This is a genomic window from Streptomyces sp. NPDC001502, assembly GCF_042894785.1.
Taxonomy (GTDB): Bacteria; Actinomycetota; Actinomycetes; order Streptomycetales; family Streptomycetaceae; genus Streptomyces; species Streptomyces kutzneri.
Map to the genome: position 1 here is coordinate 283,509 of NZ_JBIAVW010000005.1, position 12,282 is coordinate 295,790.

General features: G+C 75.4%; 8 protein-coding genes. 4 read left to right on the forward strand and 4 right to left on the reverse strand.

The features are described 5' to 3' along the window. Positions 1-31: 31 nt before the first annotated feature. Positions 32-1,981, forward strand: coding sequence for a hypothetical protein (locus tag ACFY0D_RS10910; RefSeq protein ID WP_390798009.1), 1,950 nt, complete (start codon positions 32-34; stop codon positions 1,979-1,981). Positions 1,982-2,172: 191 nt separating this feature from the next. Continuing rightward, complete coding sequence (locus ACFY0D_RS10915) at positions 2,173-3,132, forward strand: GDSL-type esterase/lipase family protein (protein WP_390798010.1); 960 nt, start codon at positions 2,173-2,175, stop codon at positions 3,130-3,132. A 104-nt stretch (positions 3,133-3,236) separates the two neighbouring features. Here ACFY0D_RS10915 and ACFY0D_RS10920 read toward each other — a convergent pair whose 3' ends face one another. Continuing rightward, positions 3,237-4,481 (reverse strand): molybdopterin molybdotransferase MoeA, encoded by a 1,245-nt coding sequence (locus ACFY0D_RS10920; RefSeq protein ID WP_390798011.1) that lies wholly within the window; start codon positions 4,479-4,481, stop codon positions 3,237-3,239. 225 nt (positions 4,482-4,706) lie between these two features. Here ACFY0D_RS10920 and ACFY0D_RS10925 point away from each other — a divergent pair, with 225 nt between their 5' ends. Further along, positions 4,707-5,858 carry a methyltransferase domain-containing protein gene (locus ACFY0D_RS10925; RefSeq protein WP_390798012.1) on the forward strand — a complete coding sequence of 384 codons (1,152 nt, stop codon included), beginning with the start codon at positions 4,707-4,709 and terminating at the stop codon, positions 5,856-5,858. Positions 5,859-5,874: 16 nt separating this feature from the next. Here the strand turns inward: ACFY0D_RS10925 and ACFY0D_RS10930 are convergent, their stop codons facing one another. Continuing rightward, on the reverse strand, positions 5,875-7,371 hold the full coding sequence (locus tag ACFY0D_RS10930) for a DUF6056 family protein (RefSeq protein WP_390798013.1): 1,497 nt from the start codon (positions 7,369-7,371) through the stop codon (positions 5,875-5,877). A 429-nt stretch (positions 7,372-7,800) separates the two neighbouring features. On the opposite strand from ACFY0D_RS10930, the gene ACFY0D_RS10935 reads away from it, so the two are divergent. Continuing rightward, positions 7,801-9,279, forward strand: a complete 1,479-nt coding sequence (locus ACFY0D_RS10935) for a hypothetical protein (protein WP_390798014.1) — start codon at positions 7,801-7,803, stop codon at positions 9,277-9,279. 145 nt (positions 9,280-9,424) lie between these two features. On the opposite strand, the gene ACFY0D_RS10940 is transcribed toward ACFY0D_RS10935, so the two are convergent. After that, complete coding sequence (locus ACFY0D_RS10940) at positions 9,425-9,871, reverse strand: hypothetical protein (protein ID WP_390798015.1); 447 nt, start codon at positions 9,869-9,871, stop codon at positions 9,425-9,427. A 194-nt stretch (positions 9,872-10,065) separates the two neighbouring features. Continuing rightward, positions 10,066-12,210 carry a PIG-L family deacetylase gene (locus ACFY0D_RS10945; protein ID WP_390798016.1) on the reverse strand — a complete coding sequence of 715 codons (2,145 nt, stop codon included), beginning with the start codon at positions 12,208-12,210 and terminating at the stop codon, positions 10,066-10,068. Positions 12,211-12,282: the final 72 nt, after the last annotated feature.

The window sequence follows — 12,282 nt, forward strand, 5'->3', positions numbered from 1 at the left end:
CCCTCCAGGCGCTCGGGTTACCGTTCCGGCCATGAGACCACCCGAGGAACTCGACTCCGTCGACTGGGCGTCGCTGCGGCACGGACAGCGGGCGGAGGCCTCGAACGTTCCCCGGATCATCCGGGCTCTGTACACGGACGACGGGCGAACGGCGCGCGAGCTGGTGCACCCGCTGTGGGTGCTGACCCGCTGGAACGCGGTGTACTCGGCCACGCTCGCCGCGATCCCGTTCCTCGCGCACGCGGCCGCGCACGTACCCCGCGTACGGGCGGACCTGATCCACCGGCTCGCGGACATCGCCGACGGGCGCGGGCCCGGTTCGGCGGAGCGCGGCGACGAGGACGCGGCTGCCTTCGATCTGGTCCTCGCCGAACTCCCGGCCCTGTTGCGGTTCCTGGAGGACCCCGATCCCGAAACCCGGCGTGCGGTCGTCGCCCTCACGCCGCTCGCCTCCCTGGTGGGTGAGGACGTAGGGGACCGCCTCGCGCAGCGTTACGAGGAGGACCCCGACGGGCCGGTCCGGGCCGACGCCTTCTCCGCGCTCGCCGGCCTCCGCCCGGACGTGGTCCGGCGGTGGGCGGCCGAGGCCGTCACCGACCCCGAGCCGCTGGTGCGCGAGCGGGCCGCCGTCATGCTGCTGGAGGAGGCCGGTACCCCGTACCCGGCGGATCTGGTCGATGTCCTCGCGGAGGCGAGCTCCCACGTCCCGCCCCGCGACGGGCTGCCGTCCCTCCTCGTCGGTCTCCCGGATCCGGGCCACCGCACGGCCCGGGTCCTCGACGCCGACGCGGGGGCCATGGCGGTCGTGGCCCGGCGGCTGATCGCCGCCGGCGACCGCGGCCGGTGGGGTCCCAGCGGGCCGCGCGTCTGGCGTCGACGTGGCGGGACCGGGAGGAGGAGGCCTTCGACCTGCTGCGGAGCGCACTGCCGCACGGACACGGGGACACGTTCCGGTACCTGGGGGGAGCTGCTCCCGTACGTCCGGCACGCCGACCGGCCCTCCATCGCCGCCGAAGTGCTGCCCCACGCCCAGGACACGGACGCGGACCCGTACCGGTCCCGGTCCGCACGGATGCTCCTCGGCCTGCTCGGGGACGAGCGGGTGGAGGGCCTCCTCCCCGGCCAAGAGCCGGGGGCCGTGCCCGGCACCGAGGACGATGCCGACGTCCTCGGGGAGTTGGCCGCCGCAACCGGCCGCTGGGACCTGTGGCGGTCGGTCCTGCGCTCCTCGCACCTACGGGACGGGAACCGGGCGCTGCGCGCTCTCTCGCCGGCCGTCACCTCCGAAGTGCACCCCGAGCTGGTGGCGTTGCTGAGGGTGCGGAGGCACGTCCAGGTGGCGGCGACGGCGCTGGCCGAGGCGGGGGTCGCCACGCCCGAGGTGATGGCCGCGCTGACGGAGATCTCGCGCGAGCCGGACGGGTACGAGCCGCCCGCCGACGAGCACAACTTCTGGGACGTGATGGCGGTCCAGGACCGTGGAACGGCACGGACGGGGAACCGGATCACGGCTGCCGTGTCCCTGGCCCGCCTCGGTGGGCCGTCGGAACCCGCGCTCGCCCTGCTGGCGCAGGCCTCGGGCGGGTGGCTCGCCCTGGCCCGGCACCTCGGCCCGGCCGGCCGGCCTCTTCTCCCCCTCGTCGAGGCGGCGCTGGAGGAGCCGGCGCCCGCGACGCGGCTGTGGGCGGCGGAGGCCCACCGCCGGATCACCGGTGACCCGTACGCGCGGTGCGTGCCCGTCCTGGCCGACCTGGTACGGACCCGGCCCGGCGGCCAGACGCACGGCGCGGCCCCGCCGCCGTCGGCCCTGGCCACGCTCGCCGAACTGGGCGTCACCCCGGACGAGATCCGCCCCCGCCTGCGCACCTGGGCGGACTCCGAGCGCCGGATCATCCCCTGCCACGGGCGGCACGGCCCGCTGGACGACGACCTCCTGCGGGAGGCCGCGCGGGCCCACCTGTCACTGCTCGCCGACCGGTGACGGGGCGTCCGGGCCGCGGCGGGCCGGACACACGGCCGGTCGGGCGCGCGGGCGGGCGGGCGACGCGGTGAGGCGCCAGGACCGTGAGCATGGTGCTCCTCCCGGCGAGGAGACCGGCCGGCTTCGACCGTCGGCCGTCGGCCGTTAGGGTGAAACCTGACCCTCCGTGAAGAAAGGCCCTGCGGCTCACTGTGACCGGATCACGCACGCACACCCTCTTCTCCTTCGGCACGCTGATGGACGAGCGGGTCCAGACCGCTCTCTTCGGCAGAGCCGTGCCCATCTCCCCGGCGTCGCTGGCCGGTTACACCACCCGGCCCCTGAAGATCACCGATCCGGCGGTCATCGCGGCCAGCGGGCTCGACGTGCATCTGATCCTGGAGCGCAGGCTCGGCGCCTCGGTCGAAGGCGCCGTGCTGCACCTCACCGACGAGGAGCTCGCCGCGGCCGACGCCTACGAGGTCGACGACTACACCCGTCGGCGGGTGGTCCTCTCCTCCGGCGAGAGCACCTGGGCCTACCTGGACGCGAAGCCGCTGCGCCCGGCGGAGCGCATCGTCATCGTGGGCGACAGCATCGCCTACGGACGCTGCGACCCGCGGGGCGGCTGGGCGGGCCATCTGGCGGCCGCCCACATCGCCGGGAACGAGGCCGAACGCCGGCTCTTCAACCTGGCGGTTCCCGGCAGCACCCTCGCCGACGTCGGCGAGCAGACGCCCGCGCTGCTGGCGGCCCGCCGGCCCGACACCCTCCTGGTCGCCGCCGGCATCAACGACTCCGCCGTGCCGCTCGCCGCCGCGGAGGCCGCCGCGGACGCCCACGCCGACGGAGCCGCCGATTTCACGCAGCTCACCGGCAGCCTCGACGCGCTGGCCGCCACCGCCCTCGGCCACAACGCCCGGCTCGTCGTCGCCGGGCCGTCCTGGCTCGACGAGGACCGCACCCGCGACTACGAGGGCCTGCGCTTCACCCGGGCGCGCGCACTGGCCCTGCGCGCCTTCCTCCGCGCCTGGTGCGAGGCGAACCACATCGACCACCTCGACCTGTGGGAGCCGCTGCGGGAGCGGACCGACCTGCTCGTCGACGGCCTGCACCCCACCGCCGAAGGGCACCGGGCCCTCTACGAGCACCTCGACGCGGTCGGCCGCTGACCGCCTCACCGCCCGTGGTGGTCTGGGCGAAGACGAGCGCCGCGGTTTCGGCGGCTCGTACAAACGGCTGCTGGACCTCGTCTGACGGGCCGCCGGTCCGGCCGTCAGCCGGCCGTCAGGACCAGGGGTGCCGGATCCCCGTCCGTCCAGTCCGGGGGGATCGCGGCGAGCGCGTCGCCCACGGCGGCCCCCTGGAGGAACGCGGCGCCGTGCCCTTCGGCGATCCTGGCCCGCGCGCCGTCCCAGGCGACGGGCACCAGCCGGGTCAGTCCGGGGACGGGCCGCACCCGCCCGTGCACCGGAACGTGCGGCAGGGCACCGAGGCCGCGTCCGGACAGACCCGCGATCAGGGGGCCGAGCAGGGTACGGGCGGCGACCAGCGCGGCGTACGGGTTGCCCGGCAGTCCCACCACCCAGCGGTCCGGGGCCAGTTCGGCGAGCAGCATGGGATGGCCGGGCCGGCAGGCGACGGTGTCGACGACCATCCGCGCCCCGGCGTCCTCCAGGAGCCGGCGCAGCTGGTCGGTGACACCGACGGAGGTGGAGCCGGTGACCACGACGATGTCGGCGCCCCGCACCGCGTGCACGGCCCCGGACAGACGCCCGCCCGGCCGGTCGGGGACGTACCGCACCTCTTCGGTCTCGCCGCCGAGTTCGGCAACCAGAGCCGGAAGCAGCGGCCCGAGGGCGTCGCGCACCCGGCCGGGGCCGGGAACGCCCGCGTGGTCCAGCTCGTCCCCGGTGACCAGTACGCCGACCCGGGGGCGCGGCCGCACCGGCAGCGTGTCATGGCCGCAGGCGGCGGCGAGCCCGAGCAGGGCGGGGCCGATCCTGGTGCCCGCCGGGGCGAGCCGGCGGCCTGCGGGGGTGTCCTCGCCCGTGCGCCGGATGTGCCGGCCCGGCGGCGGCACGGGGCCGGACACCCGGCCGTCGTCCGTGGTCACCGCCGACTCCAGCGGCAGCACGGCGCGGGCCCCGGCCGGCACCTCGGCCCCGGTGGAGATCTCCACGCACTCCGCCGGGCCGAGTACGCCCGCCCAGGGCGCGCCCGCGCGGACGGCGGCCCGTACCCGCCAGGGTCCGGTGCCGGACACCGCGTAGCCGTCCATCGCGGCCGTGTCGAAGCCCGGGAGCGGCCGCAGGGTGGGCAGGCCGTCGGCCAGGGTGAGTCCGGCCGCGTCGCGCAGGGGGACCGTACGGGCGGGCAGCGGGCGCGCCGCGCCGTGGGCCAGTACCCGGGCCCGCGCCCAGGACACCACGGGGGGCCGTGCCGGGGCCCTGGACGAGGAGGTGGAAACGGGGTCGGGATCGGGGGCGGGTGCGAGGACGGGCGCGGTGGTCGGAGGCATGAACACAACTGTCGGCCCGGGGCGTTTCCGGGTCCCCGCGGGAGGGTTGCGGTTGCGCTCCGGTCCGCTCACCTCCCGCCTCACGCGGGTGTGAACCTCGCCTGCCCGACTGAAGCACGGGTCTCACAGAGCGGAGCGCATCTGGCATATGCGGTCTCCATGTGGGCATGCTTGCGCAGATACAGCCCTAAGCAGCAACATCAGCTCGAATGTAAGGACTGAAGTATGGCGGTCGTCGTCATGCAGCCCGCGGCCGGGCAGGCTCCCACTGCCGTGAGCAGGGTGCTCGCCGCAGCGGGTCTGACCTCCCGGACCGTCCCGCTCGCGGACGATGCCGGCCCGTCCGCCGACCTCGCCGGGGTGGAGGGCCTGATCGTCCTGGGCGCCGCCGATCCGGCCCTCCTACGGGAGGCCCTGGCCGCGGAGGTGCCCGTACTGGCCCTGGAACCCGGCACCCGGCTGCTGGTGCGGGAGGCGGGCGCCGCCCCGGGAGCCCGGCCCGACACCGCCCCCGACCGCCCGCCGGTGGAATTCACCCGGGCCGCGGGCTCCGACCCGCTGTTCGCCGGGGCCGCCCGGCCCTCCCCGTACCTGCGGCCGGCCCGCGATCCCCTGGAACTGCCAGCCGACGCCGTGGTCCTGGCCTCCTGCGACGGGTACCCGGAGCAGGCGTTCCGGATCGGCGCCAGCGCCTGGGGCGTCCGCTTCCTGCCGCAGGAGCTCTCCCTGGACCCCTGGGGCGAGCAGCTCCTCGGCCGGTTCGCCACCCTCGTGGCCGCCCGCGCCGAACACACGGCCACCCGGGCCTTCTTCACCCGCCGGGCCGACGCCTGGGAGGAGCGGTTCGCCTACCAGACCCCCGCCTACGAGGCGGCGATCGCCCGGCTGCGGCTGGCACCCGGCGGGCGGGCGGCGGACCTCGGCTGCGGCACCGGCCGGGCCATGCCCGCGCTCCGGGCGCAGGTCGGACCCCGCGGCCAGGTGTTCGGCGTCGACCTCACCCCGGCCATGCTGGCCGCCGCCTCCCGGCACGGCCGCACCCGTCACGGGTCCCTCCTCGCCGCCGACTGCACCCGGCTCCCACTGGCCGGAGCCTCGCTGGACGGCATCTTCTCGGCGGGGCTGCTCGACCACCTCCCCGACCCGGCCGCCGCCCTGCACGAATGGGCCCGCGTCACCGCGGCCGACGGCGTCCTGCTGCTCTTCCACCCGTCCGGCCGGGCGGAGCGTGCCGCCCGGCACGGCCGCCCCCTCGACCCCGGCGACCTCCTCGCCGAGGGCAACCTCCGCCGGGCGCTGGCGACCACGGGCTGGCGGCTGGAGGAGTACGAGGACGCCGCCGGTCACTTCCTGGCCCGTGCGGTGCCGCGCGGCTGAGCCCGTACGACCGTACTCAGACGCGGTGGATCCGCTCGATGCCGTACCAGGTGGAGACACAGGCCGCGACCCAGTCCCGCTGGTAGTCGGACGTGAAGAAGGGTTCGGCCAGGCTCCCGATGTACAGGGGTTGGTATCCGAGGTCGGTGGCACCCGCGGCGGTTTCGGTCCGGATGCGGGAGTTCTGGGCGTCCCAGGCCACCGCGCGGGTGACCGTGGCGGTGGTGAGCTGCTTGACGCTCGGGACGAGCACGGCCAGCGAGGCGAGCGTCAGTCCGGCTGCGATCACGATGCCCGCCGGCAGGGCCACGGCGGCCCCCCGGCGCGCCAGGTACCCGCGGGCCCACACCCCCAGCAGGACGCCGTAGGCGCACAGCGCCAGTTCCATCGGTACGAGGTAGTTCGTCCAGGTGCGGGCGTACGTCCATCCGCTCGGTCCGTAGCCGCTGCGCAGCCCCACCACCACCGCGAACGATCCCAGCACCACCACGAGCACCGGCAGCAACAGCAGGGCGACCAGCATCTTCCGCGGGACGGCCGGGCCCGGTTCCCGTTTCCCCGGCGCGGGCACGGGCGCCGCGAGCCCGGCCCCCAGGCCCAGCAGGATGCCGACGGCGGCGGCTCCGAGGTAGGCCCACTGGCCGGTGACGGTGTCCCACATGTGCAGCCAGTCCTCGTAGGTGCCCCGGAGTTCGCCCGCGGAGAGCATGGACTCCTTGGGCGGTTGCTGGGCACGTCGCCACCGGGCGCCGGGGGACGTGGTGAGCACGATCAGCCCGCAGACGACCCCGGCGCACCAGAGCAGGCACCAGGTGAACGGATGCCAGGTCCGCGCCAGCCCCAGGCGGGGCACGGCCAGCAGTCCCACGCAGGCCGCGAGGAGGCCGCTGACGAGGGAGAACGACTCGCTCAGGGTGCCGATCGCGAATCCGATGAGGAACGCCGCGGCGAAGCCGCCCGCGCGCAGGGCGGCCCGCGGCCGGCGGACGGTCCAGATGCCCAGCAGCAGCGCCCACACTCCGATGACGCTCGGGATGGTGTGCGAGATCGTGGCCGGTGCCCACAGCAGGACTTGATAGCTGCGTGTGCCGCCGTAGTAGATCACGGCCTGGACGGCCAGGGCGGCGGCGACCAGGAGCAGCACCGGGGGTTTCACGCCGAGGCACCGCAGGAACCGGATCCCGAGCAGGACCAGGCCGATGGTGAAGGCGACGGCTATGACGGTCGGCAGGATCTTCATCCCGGCGAGTCCGTCGCCGTAGACGATGCCGCTCAGGAAGGCGTTGGTGATCCGGCCGTTCTGGGTGGCGTAGAAGTCGTGCGTGATGCCGAGGACGCCCAGATCGCGGGACTTCCAGGCGGCGCACCAGTCGTCCGAGGTGGGCCGGATGTAGAGGCCGAGGAAGCAGCCGACGGCGATCAGGGCTCCGGCCGCCGCCACGAGGGAGCCGCCCGCGACCGGCAGGAGCCTGCGGACGAACCGGCGATTCCCCTCGGTCGAAGCAGTGTTCATCCACCAGTCCTTCGCAGCGAAGCGCGGCCGGACCGACTTCCGACGGCCGATGCGCCTGCCGGTTCCGGTCACACCAATGTGCACGGTCCACCGCCCACCGGCATCCGCGAGGAGAGCCGCCGGGGCCGGGCCGGCGGCCCTCCTGCCGGGCGCCACGGGCACCTTCGCCCCTGTCGCGGCCGCTGCTCGGTTGCCACGTCCGTTGCCGCGTCCGTTGCTCCGTCCGTTGCTCCGTCGGTTGCTGCGTCCCTGGTGCGTCCGTTGCTGCGTCCCTGGTGCGTCCGCTGCTCGGTGCGGGAACGCGAGGCCTCTTCAGGCCCTTCCCCGCCGTCACCCGGGCGGCGGGCATGTCGTGGCGGGCTCCGCACATCCGGCCCACGATGGGAGCTCCGGGGCCGCGCGCACGGAAGCCCGACAGAAGGAGTGGCGATGCATGCTGCCCGGCTCGTCCGCTGGGCTGCCGTCACGGCGTCCTTGGCGAGCGTCGCCCTCCCCGTGTGCGTCGCGGGGAGCCCCGTCGGCCGGCCCTCCCAGGAAGGGCGGCGGGTGTTCTTCGTCCGGCCCCTCGGACACCAGAGCCACGGCGAGGCCGAGGGCCGCTACGCGCCCCTGTCGATGCTTGTCGCCCCCACCGTCGGGCTCCTCTCCAACACCAGCGCCGCCGAGGGCGTCACGCCTGCCGTCGCCGGGGGCGCACGGTACGTCGAGCGGAGCCACGTGCTGCGGCTGCTGTCCGGCCGGTGGAGGTACCTCCCCGCCGGCCGGCCGGCGTCGGTCGTGGTGCCCCCGGAGGACCCGACGGCCCGTCTGCAGATCGCGGAGAGCCACGCCTGGCTGGCCGCCGGGCGGGTGCCGGGCGGTTCGGCGGCCCAGCGCGCGGCGGCGGAGCGGGCCCTGCTGGGCATGCGCGCCCTGCTGCGGCCGAACGGGGCCATGGCGGCGGGCTGGTCCCCCGGCTGGATGTACTCCTGGCCGCGCGACTCCAGCTTCGCCTCCGCCGCGTTCGCGCACACCGGCCACGACGCCGAGGCCTACCGGATCCTGCGCTACAGCGCCGCGACCCAGCGCAAGGACGGCACCTGGGACGCGCGGACGGAACTCGACGGATCCGGCCCGCCGGACAGCAGACGGTGGCAGCTCGACGCCAACGGCTGGGTGCCGTGGGCCACCTGGCAGTGGTACCTGACGGCGCCTCCCGCCACCCGCCTCGCCCGGCTGACCGCCCTCTACCCGATGATCCGCAAGGCGGCCGACCGCGCTGCGGCCTCCCTCGGGGCGGACGGGCTGCCCCCGGCCTCCCCGGACTACTGGGAGGTGATGACGACCACCACCAACATCGGTACGGCCGCACCCCTGCTCGCCGGGCTCAACGCCGCCGCGCACCTCGCCGGCGAACTGGACCGGCCGCAGGACGCGGCCCGCTGGTCCGGCGCCGCCGGGCGGCTCTCCACCGGGATCACCCGGAAGTTCGCCCCCCTCGGCTATCAGCGCACCGTCGACGGACAGCACGGACAGGACAGCGCGGTGGCCTTCATGGCGCCCCCGTTCAACACGGCCCCGGCCGATCTGCCCCGGGCGCTGGACACCACGTACAAAGCGCTGCTGCTGCCCAACGGGGGGCTCACCCCCGGGAACGATCCGACCGCGCCGTGGGGTGCGAACGCCTGGACCCCCAGCACCTCGTTCTTCGCCCTCGCATGGGCGGGCACGGGGCAGCCGGCGAAGGCGCGGCAGGTCCTGGACTGGGTCCTCGCCAAGCGGAACCCGCTCGGGGAGCTGCCCGAGAAGGTGGACCGGGCGGGCCGGCCCTCGTCTGTCGCGCCCTTGGCCTGGACGGGCTCGATCGTCGTCCTCACCCTGGTGGCACTCGACGGCGGGGCGCTCCCCGCACCGCCCCGGACGCCGTAGCGCCGAAGCGCCGAAGCGCCGAAGCGCCGAAGCGCCGAAGCGCCGAAGCGCCGAAGCGCCGAAGCGCCGAAGCGCCGAAGCCTCGTATACCCGAAGACCTTTCAGCCCGCTCAGCCCTTCGGCCCTTCGGCCTGTGGACACCGCCTCAGACCGGGGCCGTTCCGTCACCGGGCGGCGGAGCGGTGCGCAGGCGCTCCAGCTCGGTGAGCAGGTGCTCGTACGCGAGCTTCTCGGCCGCCACCGCGCGCGCGAGGGGAAGGTGGTGCGGATCCTGCCGGGTCCGGGCCTCCTCGGCTGCGGCGACGCGGGCCTCCCTCGCCCTGTCCAGTTCGTTCATCGCCGCCACCGTGCCGGCATCGAGCAGCCTGTGCTCCAGGAGCTGGGCGAAAGCCCGTTCCGTCGGCGCCTTGAGCCGGTCGAGGTCCTGCGCGCAGCTCTGCGGGGTCTCCGTCCGCTCACAGGCCTGGTCGAGATCGCGGGAGAGCGAACGGAGGGTCTTCCCGAGTTCCGGGTACCCCCACTCGGGCGCGGTCTCGCTGCCGCATCCGGCCACCAGGGCCGTACAGGCGGCCAGGGCGGCGAGGGCGCGCATCGTTCCGGGTCCTGCGCACACGCGTCGGCACGACATGAGAGGAGGGGTCATGGATGCCCCGATCGCCCGTTGGTCCTGGTGCGGCCGCCCTGGCTGCGCGAGGTGGTCTGGCTGACATCCTCGCCCGCCCCCATCCGCCGTGCCACCCGGTGGCCCGGCGGCGCCGGGGCCGCGGGCGAACGCTGCGGCGCAGGTCACCGAGGGGGCTGTCCCCCGGCGACGGTCGTGCCCGGGCGGCCGGCCTGCGCGAGCGTCCAGGGCTGGACGGCCCGGTGCCACGGGGCGGGGGTCCGGCTGCCGGGCGGTGTGGCGCCGCCGCCTGCGGGGACCGTCGTGATGACGTGCAGATCGGCGTCCAGGCCGAGCGCCGCGGCGACGGCCGTACCGGCCCCCTCGGCCACACCGGCCGGGGCTCCCGTGTACAGCATCTGGGACTCCTGCCAGGGCTGCGGCCCGCCGGCGGCCGCCACGCCGACCGTGCCCGCGCCCGCCCGGCCCGCGAGCAGGTCGCCCGCGATGCCCACGGCGCCGTAGCCGCCGAGGCCGCCGGCCTCGGCGACCGGGGAGAATTCCGGCGCGGACCCGTCCGCGCGGGCCAGGCTCGTGGCGACGGTGCCGATACCGGGCCGGCGGAAGAACAGGCGGACGCCCTCGCCCTCGGGGCGCACCGAGAGCGCGCCCGTCGTCTGGGGCAGCCCGGTCGGGACGGGGGCGCCGAACGGGGCCTCCGGTGCCGGCTGGACCCAGGCCAGTACGGACCCGGCGGTGGCCGCGTACACGTGGCGCCGCCCCGACGCGTCGGTCGCGGTGACCGGATCGCCCTGGAGGCCGGCGCCGCCCAGGGCCTGCCACCCGCCGAAGTCGCCGCCGGGGGTCTCCTGCGCCCGGGCGCGCAGCGTCCGGCGGGAGTCGCGGACGTACACCGTCATCCGGCCCTCAAGGTCCACGGCGACGGACGGCCCGCTGATCGCCGAGGTGCCGGACCTGTCCACGGCGTCCGGGGTGCCCAGCGACCGCCACGGGCCGAATCCGCCGTCGACCGCGCTCTGGACGGCGTAGACGATCTCCCGGCCGTACTCCTGGGGCGTCGCGCCGAGCGTGGTGCGGGTGGCGAACACGCCGATCCGGCCGTCCCAGAGGCGGACGGCCGCCGCCCCGGAGTCGATGCCGTCGCCGGGCAGGAACTCGGGGCCCTGCCAGAGGGCCTGCGGGCCGCTGCGCGACCAGTACGCCATACGGCCGTCCAGCGCGGCGAAGGCCCAGAGCCGTCCGGAGACGCCCTCGGTCATCCAGGAGGTGCCGTCACCGCGGCTGTAGCGGATGGTCTGGCTCCAGCCGGCGCCGGTGGGCCGGGTCGCGGTCTTGCGGTCGCCGCAGCCGGCGGGGCTGCCGCACCAGTCCTGGTGATCGGTCCAGGCGTAGGTCTTGAGGTAGCCGAGCTTCTCCTCGGCCGTCTGCGGGTCGAGCGTCGGGGGCAGTGAGCTGTTCGGGTAGCTCACGTAGTTCTGGACCGAGAAGTGCGGCCGGGCCGTGGTCTTGGCGTAGCGCTCGGCGGCGGCCTGCACGAAGCGGGCGCCGTAGATGTGGTCCTGGTGGTCGAGGAAGGCGCCGCCGCCCTCCGCCCTGCCGGGGGTCGGGTCCTGGGTCCGTATCGTCGTCGGCCGGTACGCCTCGAACACGCCCGCGATGGCGGCCACGGCCTGGTCCTTGGTGTAGGAGAACCAGTCCTTGACCGGGGTCCCGGAGGTCAGCTGGGCACCGAGGGCGGGGGTCCGGCCGTCCCACAGGCCACGGAGGCTCTCCGGATTGTCCCCGGAGATGCTGCGGGCCTCGCGCAGCTCCATCCATACGAGATTGACCTGGGGCCGGGCGACCAGGACGTCCACCTCGGCGCTGCCGCCGCCGGCGGTGGGTACGGACTTGCGCTGCCAGGCGCTGACCCGGTCCCCGGTGGCCATCTGCGCGTAGGCGGCGCGTATGCCGTTCTGCCGGGCCTCCGCGTAGGCGGCGCGGTCGGCGGGACCGACGGCGTCCTGCAGGTGCGGGCTGTGGGCCTCGTTCCTGCCGTCGGACTCGCCGGAGGTCAGGTAGACGGTGGTGACCTTGATGCCCGTCGATATGGAGCGACTGAGGTCGGGGTTCATGAAGAAGAGGTCGTCGTCGGGGTGCGCGACGACCTGGAGGGCGGAGCCCTCGGTCACGCTCGGGGTGACCAGCACCTCGGGGGCCACCTGCGGGTGCTCGGTCCCGTGTCCGTAGGCCCAGGCCGTTACGCCGGCGGTGCCGACGGAGAGCGCGGCGAGCAGGGCCGCGAGTCGGGTGCGGCGGGCCAGGGACATGTACAGCGCCTTGAGGGTCGGTCCGGTGCGGCGATCCGCCTGGGAGGTCGATCGGTGTCCCGATGGCTCCGT